Genomic DNA, 17,386 nt, shown 5'->3' on the forward strand with positions numbered 1-17,386 from the left:
ATCGACGCCTTTCGGAGACTTTCCCGGCTCGCCGGGAAGTCATTTGCGGCGGGCGGGCCGGGAAGTCGTAGCACGCCCCTGTAGATGCAGCTCCCCGATCAGCGGCATGACAGGACGTTCGGCTGGTCTCGAACGGGCGGTCTCCCGTCGAAGCGGCGTACCACATCAGTTGCTCTTGTGGGCACAGGCGAAGTGATCTTGTATTTTGGTGTGCTGGAACCGGTAGCTCGTTCCTGCTACGCGCAGGATGCCCCGCTCGCGGGCATTCTCGAGTAATGCCTCCAAGTTGCGCGGCAGGCCGTGGCGATACATGCGGAGACTCCATATCACCCAGCGGCTCCAAGCCGTACCCGGAGCTCGGGAGAGGGGAACCGTAACCGCGATCAGGGCCACTGCCGCAGTCTGTGGAAGTATGTCCATCCGCTCCAGAAAGGTCGCGTAGACGGCTGCCCCGAGGATCGGAGCGGGTAAGTGGGCGAACAGCGTCCAACCGTCCCGGTGGATCGCCGACAGTAGGTGTGTCGCCTCACTTGCATCGACAGGTTCGGTAAGGCTGCCCCACGACAGGGTTCCCACCACAGCGCCGATGAGGGAGGTAGCCACGATCCCAATGAGGAAGGTCAGCACCTCGGTTGACGGTATGAATGTTGACCCGGTGTCCATGATTGTTAATACGATAGTGCCGACCGCGCCACCGGCAGCGGCCTTCAGCATTCGCTTGGGTCGAGTCCGGACTCGATACAGCATGACTGGTTGGTCCCGCCTTTGGGTGGCGAGTCGCACTATCAGAAAGCCGACCGCCAAGCCAATCCACCATGTGAGCGATGTCAGCATGCTCATCACACTGCCGCTCCACTCGAACCACCCAAATAGCGTGAACAGGCACACGAACGCCAAGTAGGAGGAAATCACCGAGCAGGTCAGAAAACCTCGATGGAACTTGGACCAAGTCGCCGGGGCAAGAGGAGCACAAAGATCCAACTGTCGAGTCCCGTCCCGGTCGAGGAAGCGTGCCAAATCTTTCAGCCAGGCGAAAGCTCCATCAGATGGGTGCACGCGATCGAACAAGTGGCGTTCCAGGTGGTTGACGTCGTCCAACGCCAGAAGTTCCCTCGGATCCGAGCTTCCAGGGGTATAGGCCATTCTGGCCATACCGCTCATCAGCGGTGTCGACAAGGTCTCACGCAGGGGGCCCGGCGTGCGCAATCGCGCCGTCACCGCCGCCCATCGGCCCTCGGCATCGGCCCGACCTGCGGTCAGGTGCGTGACGATCTCGGGGACCGGCAGCGGGTCCAAGCGCACCACCAGCGCTTTGGCCACGGTTAGGCCCGTGGTTCGAACCACGGCGTCGTACTCGTCGGTTCGACTGGTGAGCACGAACGGGCGATCCCACTCGTGCAGAAACTCGATCACTTGTATCATGAGGTGGTATGGCAACTCGTCGAGCCCGTCAAGCAACGGGACGACCGCGCGGTGCTCGACCAACCGGGCAGCGGCGGCACGCGCAGCTTCTACGGACACGGACGCGGGCCGAACAGCGGTTAGGCACACCTCGAGCCACTCGTTCAGGGGATGTTTCTCCGGGTCCCAGGCGATCATGTCGACAAGAAGAGGCACTTCGCCCTCGCGAACAATCTGCGGAGCGAGAAGAATCGCGGCCGAGGTTTTGCCGGCTCCGGCCGCGCCGGTGATCACAACCTGACGCGCGGGTAGCGCGGCTACGAGGTTTCCGAGCGTTGTCACGTCTCCTCGCACGTTCAAGGCGGTTCGTCGAACGCCCGACAGCCGCCCGAGCACGACGTCAGGGCTCGTGGCGAACGGCCCGCCAACAGACCGCCACGGCACTCGTAGCGGCTCCGGGAAGATCAGACCGCGGGTCGAAGCCTCGCGTTGGAGCCGCTCAAGTGCCCCCGTCAACAGATCAGCGGCCCAGGCCGCTCCCGTGGCTTCGTCGACCGTGCCTAATCGACCAGGCTGAAGCCAGGTCACCCACAACGCGGCGAGACCGACTATGCAGCTGACCACACTCGCGATCTTGTCCCCGGTCTCGAGTGCGCCGAATGCGACCACTGCGCCGAGTCCTGCGACCACTGTCGCCACGAAAAAGACAACCCATGGCCACCGACGCACTGAACCCATAACCGCCCCCGGTAGGAGTGAATCATCGCTCCCAGAAGACTAGGCAGTGTAGCAATCGTAATCACTGCTCGAGGCACGCACGGACTTACGACCTACTGCCTACCTTTGGCCCAACTGGAGTGGTGGGCCACCGCGATGTCGACATCCTTCTGATCTCACGGTCCACGCCACCAGCGGCATGAGCGGACGTCAAGTGGAAACGCAGTCGGGCACCGGACGGCGTGTCCCCCAGCAGCTCAGAGCTGCAGCGACTGGGTGCCAAGAACGACGGCGGGTGCCAGGCGGTCGGCGTCTTCGGTGCCGGTCTCGGCGGTGTACACGGTGATGCGCAGGTCATCCATCGCGACGAGCAGCGTGTCGCAGTCCAGGGTGATCGGGCCGACGCCGGGTGGTCGATGGTCCTGCGCCGGGACAGGTTGGCCGGGGACGGGGGTGCCTCGGCGTCCCGGAGCTCGGCGAAGCGAGGGCTGCCGGAGGTCAGATCGGCGATCAAGCGCCGCAGCCACGGTCGGCCGAGTAGCGCGAGGTCGTCAGGCGCAGCTCGGCCACGAGCCGGGCCTCGTGTTCGGCCTGCTTTCGCGGGGTGTGCACGACCTGTGAAGGCAGGCGGGTGAGGTTGCGCCAGACGGCGTTGCGTTCCAAGTCGCGCCACGTGGTCGTGTCGCCCATGAGCGCGTCGTAGGGCGCGTTGGCCAGCACGAGTGTCCAGCCGGCGTCGTAGACGACCACCGGAATGTGCGAGAGCCGGGTCGAGCAGCCGTTGCACGCTCGGCGGGTCTCGCAACGACACGACGTCCGAACCTGGCGCGGTGTACCAGGCCAGCCGGTGGAGCAGATTTTGTTCGGTGCCGGACAGGCGCAGTGCTCGGGCCGGCGACTCCACCACCTGTGGGGAAGCCCGTCCACTGAAGTCCCACGCCTAACCGAGTCACCCGTTCGTGCAGGTAGCTAGGCTGGACCATGGCGCGGACAGACCCAGTTGGACCACTCGGGGGCCTCAATGGCACGTCAACCGGACGCAATCGCAGAATATCGTCGTGAATTGGGAAAGCTTCTGGCCGCCTTCATCGACTCTTCAGGCGTCACAAGAAGCGACCTGGCCAGGGCGACCAACTATGACCGCACGTCGATTTCGCACATCTGCGCCGGGCGTCAGTCTCCCGAAAAAATATTTTGGGAAATGGCGGACGCGCACTTGAAGGCAGGAGGGCGACTTGTTGCGGCCCACGAAAAGGCGATGGACATCGAGCGTGCCACTAGGAGGAATGAGCTAGAGCGAGGGTTGGTCAAGCTGCGCGATCAGGAAAAGCCTGCCGTTGATCCGATCAGGATTGCACACGAGTGGCTTGTGGCGGACACTCCTGGAATCATCCGCCAGAACGCCGGTCAGCGGGTCGGGAAGACTCTGGTCGAAGAACTTGAACGGCGAGTAATTGAACTGCGTCATCTTGACGACGTGGTGTACGGAGATGACCTTTACCCGCTTGTGCGTAAAGAGTTGTCCAAAGTTGAGAAGATTGTCAGGTCGGCCAGCTACAGCGAACCCACTGGAAAGCGTCTACTTTCCATTATCGGAGAGACGGCTCAACTTGCGGGATGGGTGGCAAGTGATGCAGGACGCTACAGTGAAGCCCAACAGCTCTACTTGGATGGCGCTGGAGCTGCGCGCGAGGCTGGCGATCGAATACTGACTGCACAGCTTCTATCGTCGCTCAGTTATCAAATGGCCAGTGTGGGCAATGCCGAGGATGCCGCTCTATTGGCACGTACAGCGACAAAAGGCGCTGACGGCGCTTCACCCGTGGTTAAGACACTACTGCTCGAACGCGTCGCATGGGCAAGCGCCCGCACCCGGGACCGCTCCACCACTATGCGGGCGCTCGACGCGGTTGACGACACCTACGAAGAGCGGTCCGACGACACTGAAGAGCCGGAATGGGTTTACTGGCTCAATCGAGACGAAATCGACGTAATGGCCGGGAGGTGCCTTATCGAGCTTGGTCGACCATCGGAAGCGGAGCCGCTTCTGTCTAGAGCGATATCATCTTATGACAACAATCATGTTCGCGAAGTTGCACTATATCTTTCATGGCTGGCAGAAGCCTTCGCTAAGGCCGATGTTCTTGATGCCGCCGAAGAAACCCTCGACAGGGCTCGTGTAGCCGCCAGGGGGGTCAATTCAAAGCGTCTGGACATTCGAATAAGACAGGTTGAATCTCTAACTGCGAACAGGCGTTGACGAACGTCGGTCCACCGGTTGTCGAGTTCGCGGATGAGGTTGGCGCGCTGTTCGGCCGTGGGCAGGTCGTAGAAGTTCCGGTCGATCCACGTGCGCGCTTTCCGGTAGGTGCGCGGCGTGAGGCGGGCCCCGCAGCGGCCGAGTTCCCGCAGGCCTCGCGTCCGCAAGGCGGCGGCTGTTCATCCGCACCCGCCTGCGCCCATCGACCCGCATGCCGCGTGTCGACTAATGACGTCACTCGTAGTGAAGGGGCGTCCTGCGCCGCGCTGAAGGAGGCGGTGCAGGAGTGCCTGGCGGGCGACGAGAGGACCTCCGCGCCGCGATGGCCGTGAACCCAAGCCTGCCCGCAGCGGCCCGCGACCGACTCGCAGACCGCGCCGACACTACAGGGACACCCCTGGACTCTCGGTCGGCGAACATGCACTCATCGGCATGTGCGGATGGGTGAACGGTCTGTTTCCGCCCTCCGGACAGGGGTTCGTGTGCCGCCGGTCGGTGGCTGGCGCCTGGCTACCGCAGGTCGACCTCGACGTCGTGCTCGGCGAGCACGTCCCGGAGGTACCGCATGGTGACCGTCGGACGCAGTCGGCGCCGGTCGTAGCCGCCGGCGAGGTGCTCGTGGGCAACAGCGGAGTCGTGCCACACGAGTCGGAACGGTGTCTGCGTGCCGAACCTCCCGCGTAGACAATCCTCCAGGGCGTCGAGGTTGAAGCCGAAGTACCCGCCCGGTCCGTTGACCGCTTCTCCGGTCGCGTAGTAGAACCCCTCGATGTCGGTCACGAACCGGCCGTGGAGTTCGTAGGTGGCGCCGGGTGGTCGGTTCGGCGCGTCGGTTCTGTGGCCGAGTGCCACCGCGGACCACCGGTGCCGCAGCTCACGGCCGTAGCCGGCCCACAGGTCACGCCGGGACGGCCGTCCGGCGCGCCAATGCCCCAGGATGTCGGGGATTCCCGCCGGTAGCGGCTCTCCCCAGTCCTTAACGACGGTCAGGTCGAGCAGGCCGACCCCCAGTCGCGACGGCTCGGTCGCCTCGACCGTCGCGGACACCCCGGCACCGGTCACCAGGCCGGTTGAACCGTCGTCGGCGACGGCGTGGAGTCGGAATCGGAGTCGGCGGCGACGCGAGGCGGCTTTGGTGGACTGCCCGACCGCGTCGAGGGCGGTCGGCAACGGGGCTTCCGGCCGGCATCCGAGCAGTCGGACGCGTGGCACCGGCGGTTCGGCCTGCTCGCGGAATACGCCCGTGATGTCCCGACAGGTGCCGTATGCCGCCTCGTCGCGGTCCCGGAGGGCGAATTCGTCGACGTGGTCGGGACGCGGCACCTCGTCCGTGCGGTCGTGCACGCGGACGAACCCGTCGAGGTCCACGTCCACGGTCCCCGGGACCGTGGTACTCGGCCGTTGCGCGAGCACGGTCACGTCGCCCAGCTGTTCACCGCACCACGACGGCAATGGGGTGCCGCCAGGAAGAGATCACCCAGCAAAGCCCGTCCGGTGCCGTGCGCCTCGCCGGGCAACCGGTCGAGAAGATCGGCGAGCACACCGTCCGGGGTGCAGCCGACGAGCGTGAACCGCTCCCGTGATCTGGCCGGAAGGTCGACGAACACCCCTTCGACCCCGGCGCACAGCGCCAACGCGAGGTCATCGTCGCCGCCGACACCGCCGCACAGCAGCCAGCGCGGCTCGACCGGGTACCGCCAACTCCACCGCCGCCGCTCCGGCGCGAGGTGCGGCTCGGCGCTCGTCACCACACCGCGACCTTACCGACCGGAGCCGCCACAACAGGTCTGATCGCGAACAGTGAAACGCCGGGATCTACCTGCGCTCGCCGTTCTCGATCCGGCTCGTCGCGTGGAAGAGGGGCCGATCCAGCCCGCAACGGTCGCCTGACGGATGTGCTGCCCATGGTGGGATGCGTGCGGCAGGCGCGAATGACGGCAGTAATCTCGCGAATGACGGCAGTAATCTCATGGGCGGCCAGGGCGCGGTGCAGGCCGAGGTGATTTCAGAACTCGGCGGAGACCCCAGGCACGTAGAATCGCTGGTCGTGACGCGGTCTTCTTCGTGCAAGCGGGGATGGTCCCTGGGCGTTGACGTCCATCTCGCAGAGCAGCGTGTCTTCCCCACGGGAGCGGGGGTGGCCCCACCAGGCCGGGTACGTCGTGGCGTTCGAGCCCCTCCCCGTTCGAGCGGGGATGATCCAGCGCTTGTACCGCTCCGCGGAGTCGGTGCTGCGTCTTCCCGCGTGACCGGGGGTCCGGCTGGCTATCTCACTGCTCCGTCGGGGGCGATGTCTTCCCTGTACGAGCGGGGTGGTCCCAAGCGACAACTCCTGCCGTCGCCGTACCCACGTCGTCCTCGCGCGAGTAGGGGAGACCTCATTATGCGGTCGCGAAGACCTCGCCGGTCGCGTCTTCCGTAGAAGCCGGAGTGACCTGTCTTTCGAGGTGGTACTCGATTCAGATGACCTTGTCCACTACGCCGGCGGGTGTTGGGATGCGCAATGAGCATGAGCAGCGCTGACGGCCGGGATCGGGGCGCCGCGATCGTGAGCGGCGCCGCGCCCGCTCCGCACGGACGAGACCAGCCAGGCGGACGAGGGTGCGGTTGGACAGCGGGATCGCGGCAGAGCAGGACAGCGCAACGAGTTTCCCGTTGTGGGGCGTCGCCCACCGTGCTCCCGCTGCTCAGCCTGCGCCGTGACCTGCGACGTCGCGATGAAAACGGCTGTGAGGGGCATTTCAAACTGCAAATGTCGGCGGATTTCACTTGTCATCGACGAGGCTGCCCCGAGATCCGCAAAAGAGCGGAAACACTGTGCAGTGTCATCGCGCGGCCGCAAGTCGGTGCCCGCAGGACACACGTATGTGGCAAGATCGTGCGGTGCGTGGCGATGTTCCCTTAGCCGACGATGCCGACGTTCCCGCCGATACGACGCCCAACGGCCGCCCTTCGGTCGTGCAGTCGGTCTACGCCGACAGTTCGAGTATCGCGATAGCGGCTAGTCGTGACATCATCATTACGGACAGTCGTTTACGTCCTTCCGTAGCCTGGCCGGTGCGGTTGGGCGTACCGCCGCCGCCGGCGGATCACTATCAACACCGAGCGGTCGAGCAGCAGATCGCCAGGATCGTGACGCCCCGCTCCGACACCGCCGTGTTCGGAGTCGTCCTGTCGGGGCTCGGCGGAGTCGGTAAGTCGCAGTTGGCCGCATCCCAAGCGCGGGCCGTGTGGCGGGACAAGTCCGTCGACCTGGTGATGTGGATCAATGCGGCCACGAGGGCCGCGATCGTGGCGGCGTACGCGGACGCAGCGGCGCAGGTGCTCGGCAGCGATCCGGCTACCGGCACCGGCACGGCCGATGAGGCTGCGGAAAAGCTGCGCACGTGGCTGGGGTCCACCGACCGGCGTTGGCTGATCGTTTTCGACGACGTGCAGGAGACAGCCGACCTGAAGGGGCTATGGCCACCGAACAACCCCGCAGGTCGCACTGTGATCACTACACGGCGTCGTGACGCCCTGCTGGCACGTCAGGACCGGCCGGACGTCGCAGTCGATTCGTTCAGCGAAACCGAAGCCCTGCACTACCTGACCGGGAAGCTGCCTGGGCACGGGAGCACGCAGGACGGCCTCAACGGGCTGCACGCGCTCGCCGCGGACCTCGGATACCTGCCGTTGGCCCTGGCACAAGCAGCAGCGTTCATCACCGACAACCCCCTGCTCACCGTGTCGGCCTACCGGGAAAGGCTGGCCGACCGTCGCAGGACCTTGGGGCAGGTGGTTCCCCTGAGCGGAGAGTTGCCCGATGAGCACCACGCCACGGTGGCCGTGACGTGGTCGCTGTCCATCGAACGTGCCGACCGCCGCAGCCCTGAAGGCGTGGCCCGGCCGTTGCTCGCGCTGACCAGCCTGCTCGACCCCACGGGTGTCCCCACCACGTTCTTCACCAGCGAGCCCAGCCTGGGCCACATGGCCGGTGTCGCAGGTCGGGAGGTGAACTCCGACGCGGTGGTGGACACCCTGGGCAACCTGCACCGCCTCAGCCTGATCACCCTCGACACCTCCCAACCGGCACGGACGGTCCAGGTTCACGCTTTGGTGCAACGCGCCGTACGGGATGCGCTCACCTATGACGACCACGTGCGCGCGGCTCATACCGCCGCAGACGCACTCCTGTCGATCTGGCCGCCCACCGACGTCGACACAGAACTTGCGCACGCCCTTCGCTCGTGCACCACCGAACTGCACGCCACCAGCGCCCCGCAGTTGTGGCGGACGCGAGTGCATCGGCTGCTGTTCCGTGCCGGACGGTCGTTCGGCGAGGCCGGATTGGTCACTGCGGCCGTCGAGCACTTCCGCGACCTGCACGAACAGGCGCACCGCCATCTTGGCCCCGACCACACCGGCAGCCTGGCGACACGAAACCACCTCAGTCTGTGGTTAGCGGAAGCAGGCGATCACGTCGCCGCGATCACCGAGCACGAACGGTTACTGGAGTACTGCCTCAGGGTGTTGGGCCCCGACCACCCGAACACCCTCACCACTCGCAGCAACCTGATCCTGTGGCGAGCGGAGGGTGGCAACCCGGCAGAAGCGGTAGCGCACTTCGAAGTGCTGCTCGCCGACCGCATCCGCATCCTGGGACCGGATCACTCCGACACGCTCATCTGCCGCAACAACCTGGCCATCAAGCGTGCGGAGTCAGGCGACCACGCCGGCGCGGTGGCGGAGTTCGAACGGCTGCTCGCCGACCGTGTCCGCATTCTGGGACCGGATCACCCCGATACCAGGTTGACCCGGAACAACCTGGCCGCGTGCCGAGCCGACGCCGGGTACCGGGTCGATGCTGTTGACGTATTCGACCGGTTGCTCGGTGAGGTGACCGAGGCGGTGGGGCCACACCACTTGGACGCCTTGGCCGTGCGCAACAACTTGGCCCGCTGGCGCGCGGAGTCCGGTAACTACGCCGGCGCGATCACCGAGTTCGAGCACTTGCTCGCCGACCAGAAGCGGAGTCTGGGTGCCGATCACCCGAACACTCTGACGACGCGAGCGAACCTGGCCATATGCCGAGGGGAGTCAGGCGACCTGGTCGGCGCGATTGCGGAGTTCGAGCAGTTGCTCGCCGATCGCCGTCAAGTACTGGGGCCAGGTCATCTGGATACCTTGATGACCCGAAAGGTCCTGGCCGTCCTCCGCGCCAGGTCGGGTGACCACAAGGCGGCACTCGTCGAATTCGAACTCCTGCTCCCGAGCATCACCGAGACCCTGGGCCCCCGCCACGCCGAGACCCTGATGATCGGCAATGACATCGCCACCTGCCACGCACAAGCAGGTGACCATGCGACCGCGATCGCCAGGCTCGACCGCGTGCTCGCCGAGCACATCGAGGTGCTGGGACCGGCTCACCCCAACACCGCCGCCGTGAGGGAGAATCTCACCCACATTCAAGAACTGGCCCGCAGTGTCGAAAAGCGACGCTCATGATCACACTGCGCAGCGTCAGGCACCCACATGCCCGACAGGACGAGACTTGCGATCACTGCGCACATCACGCATCCAAGGCCGTGAGCTGCGCCGGATCGAGGTCTGCAAGGTCGGTGGTGGTGAAGTCGTACAGCCGCAACCACCGGTGGTCGTGCTGGTTGCACAGCACACGCAGCCCGGCCGTGTCGAACAGGTAGAGCCACCGGTGGTCGGGGTCGGGCTTCTCGCCCAGGCGGCCGGTGATCGGCTGCGAGACAGCCTCGGCGAGGCGGTATCCGATCCTGCGGTATGGCGTGATGTGCTTCGGCGTGAAGGGGGTGCTGGCCGGTGTCGAGTTCATAGCCGGCCGCCCACGGGTTGACCGACTCCCAGTCGTGGCTCAGCAGTGCCCGCACGAGGCGGTCGACGTCGCCTGCGTGGTGACGGTGCAGGGCCTTCATGACGGGCCACGATCAGGCACACCAACAGGTCGATCTTGTTCGGCGATCCCGGCCTTCCTCGGCCACCGACGTGCCGTAGCGGTCGAGCGCGCGGCGTGGGTTGAGAGCGTGGCGACGCAACCGCCGGTCACCGTCGTGGGTCAGCGTCCGGCCGCGAATGTCGACCAGCGCGCGACGGGTGGCCTGGGTGAACTCCTGCACGCGGGCGCGCATGTCGAACGCCACGGCGTGCCGGTTGCGGCCGGCGCTGGCCTCGACCAGCAGTTGCTCGCCGAACTCCTGCGCCCAGTCGTCCACGTAGCTCTCGAACTTCCGGACGTCGGCGAAGAACCCAACCACGTCGGAGGACGACAGCGAGTTCTCCCGCGGCGTCGTCGACGGTGTGGTCGCCGCACTCGCCCGGGACGGTTGACCGACGGGACGGGTCACGGACGGCGCACCTGGACCTGCGCTGCCGTCGGACGGAGCGGGCGTTCGTCGAGGCGTTCGGCGCAGAGCGGGATGGTCGGGCGGCCGGTGTCCGTGCCGCGCGTCCGACGATGCGGTCCGACTGCGCCTTGCGGGTGCCGGGCTCCTCGCGCGACTCCGGGCCGCGGTCCGGTGGGTCGTCTCGCCGGATCGGTGGCGGCCGCACGGCATCCGCACACCCGTGTGGGTGGAGCGGGTCCGCGGACGGACACCCGGTCGGGTCCGAGGCCGCGGTTCGCCGTCAACGGCCCGCCGAGGCTTGCCCGGGCGGGCGCGCGGGTGTGGGGAAGACCGTTCCCAGCACGTGGGTGAGGATGGCGGCGGAGTCGGGGGGCGGGGCGATCGTGTGACGCAGGGCCAGTCCGATCCCCAGTGCGCCCAGCATGACGACCGCTTGGTGCAGGGGCATCGCGGGGGTGAGCCCCAGGCGTCGGGTGTGCTCGGTGAGCAGGGAGACGACTTCCTCGTCGTGACGTTGCTGGACGGCGGCGATCAAGGGGGCGGTGTCGGGTTGCTGCGCCGTCGCGGCGAGCACTTCCGCGGCCGCGGCGCTCCACTTCGCCGCGTCTTCGCCGGTCGGGTCGAGGAAGGTGAGGGCGGCGATCAGGTCGTCGCGGTCGGTGGCGCGGGCGAGGGCGTCGCGCAGTCCGCGCAGGTGGGTGTCCGCGTCGGCTTCGACGATCGCCAGCCACAGCCCTTCCTTGCCGCCGAAGTGCTTGTAGACGGCGCCGCGGGTGTAGCCGGCGTCGGCGGCGATCTCCTCGACCGTCGCGGCGATGAAGCCGCGTCGCAGGAACACCTGCCGTCCGGCTGCCAACAGCTGTTGGTGGGTGCGTCGCTGCTGCTCCGCCCGCGTCAACCTGACCATCGCCCACCATTCGGTAACGGAACGTTTCTGGAAACGCGATGTTACTCTATGCTCGGTGCATGGAGCTCCTCGGTGTGGTGGCGTCGCTGCTGAGCTTGCCCCTGAGCCTGACCGGGTTCGCCTGGTACGCCGTGCGTGCCCGCCGCAGCGGCGGAGGGCAGTCGCTCATGTCGCCGTTCCAGGAGATCTGGGACCCGATCGCCCACAGGACGAGCATCGAGGTCCGGGCGGAGGCCGAGCGGACTCCGCAGACACCCTCACCAGGCGACCCGCCGTTGCCCCTGCCGCGGCGCCCCGACGAGCCCGCCGATCAGTGACGAAGGCCCTCGCTCATCGGCATGTGCGGATGTTGGCGCATCGCAGTCAGTCCGCGACAGGCCCCTCGCAAGATCCCCTCAACAGGCGATCGTGATCGGTGCGAGCACCATGACGGACATGTAAGCACCGCTTCGGTGTAGGTCAGAGGCGCAATCCGGGCATCGCCGGTCGGTAAACGGATGTGGCAGAACCGCCGGTTGGGCGGGCACGCCCCGGCGCGGGATCCGGGCGGCGCGCACAGCCCGAACACGTTGTTCGCGGCGTCGATGACGCAGGGCGGGGTCGTGCTGCGGTTCCCGCCGGCGGAGCTGTACTACCTGCTGCTGCCCACGCGCCGCGTCCGGATCCACAGCCGGCGCCAGGTGAAGGTGAAGGGCCTTTGGTACGACGGCCCTGTCCTGGACGACCACCGCGAGGGCCGCTCGGGGCGCGGCGGTGTCCACCGCGGAACCTGGGTGGTGCGACGCTATCCCCGTGACCGCAGGGTCGTCTGGTTCCAGGACTCCGACGAGCACGCCTGGCACGAGCCGTGGTGGACCGATCTTCCGCCCAAGGACGAGGTGCCGAGGTTCGGCGATGCCCGGGTCGTGGAGCTGCTCGCCCGTGCCCGTGACACCGGCCTGACCCCGCGCGGCGACGCCGAACTGCTCCCGGTGCTGCTGGAGTTGCTGGGCCGGGACCACCCGGCCGACGGGTGGCACGGCCGCGGCACCGGTCGGCCGCGAAGCGACGCGACGCGACGCGATCAGGCTTGTGAGCAGGCCCGCGCGACCGCCGCGCACGCCGACCCCGATCCCCCGCCCTGCCGGGCCGCCACCGTCGCCGCCGCATAGAACGGCCCGGCGGCCTGGGCGGACATGGTGTGGGCCTTTGCTGGTTCGAACGGCACGAGTGGTGCATGTAGCGCCGGAGCACGTCGCAGGAGTGCTCTCCGGGCAGCACGGGAAAGGCCCGGTTCTCTTGCCTGTGCAGACGGGAGAACCGGGCCTTTCAGGGTGACTGGTTGTAACGGCATTCCGCTGCCGCGACGCGTCCGTGTGGGGGAGTTGACGATAAACGGCGTGGAGTGTCGTTACTCGTGTGCAGGTGCGTCGAGCACTACCGGGAATCGACCGGCACGGCTTGGTCGAGCGAGTCGAACCCCCACGGTGCACCCCTGTAGGCGGCCAGGGTGGTGTACCTGCGCCGGAGGCCGATCGGGGTGCGTACGACTTCCGCGAGGCCGGGGTTGCCGTCGAGGACGGCGGCGTGGAGGCGACGGGTGAGGGCGTGGGCCTCGCTGTCCTCCCAGCCCGGGTGCTCGCAGCTCTGGTAGGTGTAGCAGTCGACGGCCCGGAGGAGCAGGATCGGGTCGAGGTCGGCCTCGGTGGTGTGCAGCCGGTACCGGGGTGTGGGAGTGCGCTCGCTGTACCGGTGGTTCACCGACGTGTGGTTCTCGTGCCAGAGCTTCTGGCCGAGCGTCCGAAACCCGTCGGCTCCGAGGTCTTTCGGAACGATGTCGAGTTGAGCCATCGCGTTCACGAGAATGTCGATGTGGCCGTTCTCGACAGTCCATGCGGACATGACGCCACCTTTTCGGAGAAGAGGGCGCACCCGGTGCAGTTGAAAATGGGTGGATCGTGATCCGGAATCGATGTTGTGGGTGTTTCGATCGGATCGATCCGCCCGGTCACCGGATGGTGTGCCGCCCCACCGGGGCGGTGGGGCGCGCTCGCCGGTCCCCGGCTGCGGGGAAGGGGGGCAAGCCCCGCTGTTGAGGGCTTGCCCCCTCCCCGCGGCCGGGGCAGAGTGCGCACGCCCCACCGCCCCCGGGACGGCACACCACGGGGGCGACGTCCCTGCTGTTCAGGTGTCCGGCTGCGACGCCGATGCGGCGGGCACCCGGCGCAAGGCCGGCGCCTGCTCGATGTGGCGGCGCGTGGACGGGCCCGCGCCGTGCGGACACCTCGGCCGGCGGCGGCACGGCGTCGAGCACCTCGGCCGCCACCGCGGCGTTGGCGACCGACTCGTCGACGCCGTTCGTGACGCCACCCCCGCGCCGGCAGGCGGCGGTGTGATCGCGTGCTCGACCGACCAGTCTTCGGGCCCACACCAAACCGGTCGATCTGCTGGCGAACCCCTTGGTGGAGCAGGTGGGTGGCGGAGGCCGCACGGTGGACGGAGCGGATCCCGTGGTGTTGCGTGGCGCCGAGGGCGGTCAACGCGTTCGTCGCGCGAGGCGTTGCGGGTCGAGGATGAGCACGGTCCTGCCCTCCAGCCGCAACATGCCGCGGTGGGCGAAGTCGGCCAGGACCTTGTTCACCGTCTCGCGTGTCGCGCCGACCAGTTGCGCGAGTTCTTCCTGTCGCAGGTCGTGGGTGACCTGGAGCAGGCCGCCGTCCTGGCTGCCGAAGCGCTGGGCGAGCTGGAGCAAAACCTTGGCCACCCGGCCGGGCGCGTCGTTGGTGACCACGTCGGTGAGCATCGAGTTGGTCCGGCGCAGCCTGCGCGCCAGATTCCGCAGCAGGTGCTCGGTGAGTTCAGGCTGGTGGGTGATCCACTGCCGCAGGGCGGGGCGGTCGATGCTCAGCGCGTGGACCTCGGTGAGGGTGGTGGCGGTGCAGGTGCGCGGGCCGGGGTCGAAGACGGACAGCTCACCGAACAGGTCGGTCGGTCCGTGCAGGGCGAGCAGGTGCTCGCGGCCGTTGGGTGCCCTGCGGCTGGTCTTCACCTTGCCGGTCCGGATGAGGTAGAGCCGGTCTCCCGGTTCGCCTTCGGTGAAGATCGCGTGAGCACGGGGGAAGACGACGGGGTTGTCGGCGGCTTCGATGGCGGCCCGCACCGGGTCTTCGGCGGACAGGTGGGTGGCGGGTCGGGTGGTGGACATCGTGCGGCTCCGGGTTCGGTCGGGATGCGCGTGGACGCGCGGGCGAGGCGCACCGCCGTCGACCGGCACGACGAGGTGTGCTGTGCCGGTCGACGACGGTGTGCTGGGCTGAGCACGTCCCCGTGCACCGGGTCGGAGGACCTGTGGTGGACGCTGCTCGGTGGATGACTCGTTACGGGACGGGTGAGATGTGCCGGTCGGTGTCGCGCCGAAGGTGCCGGGCGCTGATCTGACGTGCTGACGTGCGGGTGTGCGCTCGTCGTGTGGACACCCCGGGTCGGTCGGTGCGTCGAGATGATGCCTGCGCCGGTGCGACGACCAGTGCGAAGGCGGCGGTGGTGCGCCGGTGCGGTAGTCGGCCCGGCCGCGTGCACGGCCGAGGTCGTAGTCGGACAGCCGGCCGTGGACGAGCCTTCTTGCGCGAACGGCCGGAAGGTGCCGCGAACGCGGTTAGGCCCGCACCGGAGGATCGGCGCGGGCCTGACCGGTACACGCGGCGGGCGGTCACGCCACCAGGGCGTCCCGGTTGTCGGCGGTGACGAGGTGGGGCCACTTCTCGTGGTCCAGCTCGGGGTTGTTGACCAGCTGCTCGACGTGGGAGAGCGGGTAGCCCAACGCGGCGAGCAGGGTGAAGTAGAAGCGGGTGTCCTCGCTGGGGCGCCGCCAGCTGGAATCGGCGTTCTTGTCGGTGTAGGCGAGGTCCCAGTGCTCCTCGCAGGCACCGACGACCAGGGCGAGGCGGATCAGCACGGCCCGCGGCTCGGTGGTGCTCTTCCTGCGCAGCTGTGCCGTGATCGGGTGCTGTTCCCGCCGGTGGTCCTTCGGTTCGTCCAGCGCGAGCAGCGTGCAGGCGTAACGGTGCAGCGGGGCCGCGTCGCTGAGGTAGTCGCCGGCCAGCACGTCGGCCAGCGCGAGCCAGTGGTGCACGCGCGCCGGCAGCAGGAGGTCCTTGGCCTTGAGCCTGGGGTTCATGCGCTCGGCGAAGTACGTGCTCAGCCACGCCCGACGGTCGGTCTTGGCGTCACGCCACTGCTTGTTGTTCTCCTCCGCGCGCTTGCGCTCGCCGGCCTTGAAGGCGCTGTCGGGCGACGGCTGTGTCGTCCGGGCGGTGCGCAGGACGTGACCATGGGCGCTGTAGTCGGCGCAGAGGTAGTGAACGTGCGGCTCAGGCCGATCGTGCTCGTGCTCGACGCAGGCCGCGTGGCCGGGGCAGCCGGCGTGCTCCTCGGCGGTAAGGGTGCGTTCGGCGTGCTCGTCGGCGAGCAACTCGTCCAGGTAGGCCACGCCGTCGGAGTCCGGGTCGACGACCGGAACACCGTCGGCCCGCAGGCGCTCCTGTGCCTGCGCGATCCTCACCGAGGCGATGGTGTGGTGCCCGTGCCGCGTGAACTCCACGCAGAAGTGCGTGACCTCGACCGTCAGGTCGCGGTCGACCCAGACGGCGACCGCACGTCCCGGGCAGTCGGTGTGCCTGTCCGGGGCGAGCGGGGTGCCGGTCTCGCTGTCGCACAGCTCGTCCAGGGACGCGATCTCCTCGGGCAGGTCGCTCCCGGTGTCGACGACCGTGTAGCCGAGCTCGGTGAATCGCGTGATCTGCCCGTCCAGGGCGGCGCGCTGCGCGCGCTCGCGCCGCAGCTGCCCGAGAGTCCACTCGACGTTGCGCGGATCGCGGGTGAGGACCTCCAGCAGCCTCTGGTGGGCCTGCTCGTCGCCGTCGAACTCCGCCAGCTGCGCCATGGTCAGCAGGTCGGTGTCGGGCAGGGCCTCGCTGGCGGCCCGCGTGCGAGGGTTAGACGCGACCGCGAGACCGGCCTTGACGCGCTCGACCTTGCGCGACAGCGTCCGCGCGATCTCGTCGGTGTCCATGCCGGTCAGCGAAAGCTGCTCGTAGAGCCCGGCTTCCTCGGCCTGGGTGTAGCCCTCGCGGTGGATGTTCTCGATGCCCTGGGCCACCAGCACGTCCCGGGTCGTGCCGGGCGCGTGAACCAGGACGTCGATGAGCAGCCCTGGGTTCTCCAGCTCCTTGACCGCGACCGCGGCGGCGGTGCGGTGGAACCCCACCAGCACCCGCAGCACACCATCGCGCGGGTCCGGGGCGACGTTGACGATCGACACCATCGGGTTCAAGCCGTGCTCGGCGACCGACGTCACCAACTCGGGCCGCGTTACGCGGATGTCCCCGACCTGGCGGGTGTTGCCCTCCGCGCGCAGCGTGCGCGGTCGACCCCACGCTTGAGGTACGGGTAGGCCGGCTCGACGCCGATACCCGGCGCCTCGGCGATGCCCGTGGCGTCGATGGTGGTGGAGTCCGCAGGAGCGGAGTCGTCGGTGGTGTCGCGCTCGGCGACAGCGTTCACGGTCATCGTGGAAGCTCCCAATCAAGGTTGTGCGGGCATGGCGGGGCCCTGATGCGAATACGGAATGCGTTGATGCAGAAAGAAAGCGACGCCCCAGGAGGGGATGGTGGCCGCCGGCTGGGGCCGGTGGTGCGCCCGCCGCGATGCTCCGCAAAGGGGTCGGGGTGTCCAGCGCTTTTCTGCTGGACACCCCGACCCCTGCGG

Annotated in this window: 16 protein-coding genes; 4 read left to right on the forward strand and 12 right to left on the reverse strand. The window is 67.7% G+C overall.

What is annotated here, in order from left to right; genetic code table 11:
• Nucleotides 1-165 precede the first annotated feature (165 nt).
• The 3 genes from ACRAKJ_RS19445 to ACRAKJ_RS19455 form a co-directional block, all read right to left on the reverse strand.
• The gene (locus ACRAKJ_RS19445; protein ID WP_438919761.1) at nt 166-2,100 is read right to left on the reverse strand and encodes a hypothetical protein; all 1,935 of its coding nucleotides are present in this window, start codon (nt 2,098-2,100) and stop codon (nt 166-168) included.
• Nucleotides 2,101-2,375: 275 nt separating this feature from the next.
• Nucleotides 2,376-2,645: an MmyB family transcriptional regulator gene (locus ACRAKJ_RS19450; RefSeq protein WP_438919760.1), complete on the reverse strand. Its 270-nt coding sequence runs from the start codon at nt 2,643-2,645 to the stop codon at nt 2,376-2,378.
• On the reverse strand, nt 2,629-2,868 hold the full coding sequence (locus ACRAKJ_RS19455) for an MmyB family transcriptional regulator (RefSeq protein ID WP_438919759.1): 240 nt from the start codon (nt 2,866-2,868) through the stop codon (nt 2,629-2,631). The genes ACRAKJ_RS19450 and ACRAKJ_RS19455 overlap by 17 nt, the downstream gene beginning before the upstream one ends.
• Nucleotides 2,869-3,181: 313 nt before the next feature.
• On the opposite strand from ACRAKJ_RS19455, the gene ACRAKJ_RS19460 reads away from it, so the two are divergent.
• The gene (locus tag ACRAKJ_RS19460; RefSeq protein ID WP_438919758.1) at nt 3,182-4,378 is read left to right on the forward strand and encodes a helix-turn-helix domain-containing protein; all 1,197 of its coding nucleotides are present in this window, start codon (nt 3,182-3,184) and stop codon (nt 4,376-4,378) included.
• Between the two features lie 510 nt (nt 4,379-4,888).
• Here the strand turns inward: ACRAKJ_RS19460 and ACRAKJ_RS19465 are convergent.
• Together ACRAKJ_RS19465 and ACRAKJ_RS19470 are read right to left on the reverse strand one after the other, a co-directional pair.
• Complete coding sequence (locus tag ACRAKJ_RS19465; RefSeq protein WP_438919757.1) at nt 4,889-5,797, reverse strand: barstar family protein; 909 nt, start codon at nt 5,795-5,797, stop codon at nt 4,889-4,891.
• Nucleotides 5,794-6,126: a hypothetical protein gene (locus ACRAKJ_RS19470; RefSeq protein ID WP_438919756.1), complete on the reverse strand. Its 333-nt coding sequence runs from the start codon at nt 6,124-6,126 to the stop codon at nt 5,794-5,796. The genes ACRAKJ_RS19465 and ACRAKJ_RS19470 overlap by 4 nt, the downstream gene beginning before the upstream one ends.
• A 1,135-nt stretch (nt 6,127-7,261) precedes the next feature.
• On the opposite strand from ACRAKJ_RS19470, the gene ACRAKJ_RS19475 reads away from it, so the two are divergent.
• Nucleotides 7,262-9,865, forward strand: coding sequence for a tetratricopeptide repeat protein (locus tag ACRAKJ_RS19475; protein WP_438919755.1), 2,604 nt, complete (start codon nt 7,262-7,264; stop codon nt 9,863-9,865).
• A gap of 64 nt (nt 9,866-9,929) precedes the next feature.
• Here ACRAKJ_RS19475 and ACRAKJ_RS19480 read toward each other — a convergent pair whose 3' ends face one another.
• From ACRAKJ_RS19480 to ACRAKJ_RS19490, 3 genes are all read right to left on the reverse strand, one after another.
• Entirely contained in the window at nt 9,930-10,205 is a 276-nt protein-coding gene (locus ACRAKJ_RS19480; protein ID WP_438919754.1) for a hypothetical protein, read from the reverse strand.
• Between the two features lie 112 nt (nt 10,206-10,317).
• Nucleotides 10,318-10,602: a hypothetical protein gene (locus tag ACRAKJ_RS19485; RefSeq protein WP_447009065.1), complete on the reverse strand. Its 285-nt coding sequence runs from the start codon at nt 10,600-10,602 to the stop codon at nt 10,318-10,320.
• Between the two features lie 412 nt (nt 10,603-11,014).
• On the reverse strand, nt 11,015-11,641 hold the full coding sequence (locus tag ACRAKJ_RS19490; protein WP_447009066.1) for a TetR/AcrR family transcriptional regulator: 627 nt from the start codon (nt 11,639-11,641) through the stop codon (nt 11,015-11,017).
• Nucleotides 11,642-11,700: 59 nt separating this feature from the next.
• On the opposite strand from ACRAKJ_RS19490, the gene ACRAKJ_RS19495 reads away from it, so the two are divergent.
• Complete coding sequence (locus tag ACRAKJ_RS19495) at nt 11,701-11,958, forward strand: hypothetical protein (RefSeq protein WP_447009067.1); 258 nt, start codon at nt 11,701-11,703, stop codon at nt 11,956-11,958.
• 180 nt (nt 11,959-12,138) lie between these two features.
• Entirely contained in the window at nt 12,139-12,792 is a 654-nt protein-coding gene (locus tag ACRAKJ_RS19500; protein ID WP_438926906.1) for a hypothetical protein, read from the forward strand.
• A 265-nt stretch (nt 12,793-13,057) separates the two neighbouring features.
• On the opposite strand, the gene ACRAKJ_RS19505 is transcribed toward ACRAKJ_RS19500, so the two are convergent.
• The 4 genes from ACRAKJ_RS19505 to ACRAKJ_RS19520 form a co-directional block, all read right to left on the reverse strand.
• The gene (locus ACRAKJ_RS19505) at nt 13,058-13,522 is read right to left on the reverse strand and encodes a hypothetical protein (protein WP_438926907.1); all 465 of its coding nucleotides are present in this window, start codon (nt 13,520-13,522) and stop codon (nt 13,058-13,060) included.
• Nucleotides 13,523-14,156: 634 nt separating this feature from the next.
• Nucleotides 14,157-14,825: a cyclic nucleotide-binding domain-containing protein gene (locus ACRAKJ_RS19510; protein ID WP_438926908.1), complete on the reverse strand. Its 669-nt coding sequence runs from the start codon at nt 14,823-14,825 to the stop codon at nt 14,157-14,159.
• A gap of 504 nt (nt 14,826-15,329) precedes the next feature.
• Nucleotides 15,330-16,979, reverse strand: coding sequence for a hypothetical protein (locus ACRAKJ_RS19515; protein ID WP_438926909.1), 1,650 nt, complete (start codon nt 16,977-16,979; stop codon nt 15,330-15,332).
• Between the two features lie 11 nt (nt 16,980-16,990).
• Nucleotides 16,991-17,188, reverse strand: coding sequence for a hypothetical protein (locus tag ACRAKJ_RS19520; RefSeq protein WP_438926910.1), 198 nt, complete (start codon nt 17,186-17,188; stop codon nt 16,991-16,993).
• Between the last annotated feature and the right edge of the window lie 198 nt (nt 17,189-17,386).

The sequence above is a fragment of the Saccharothrix sp. DSM 118769 genome (assembly GCF_052936295.1).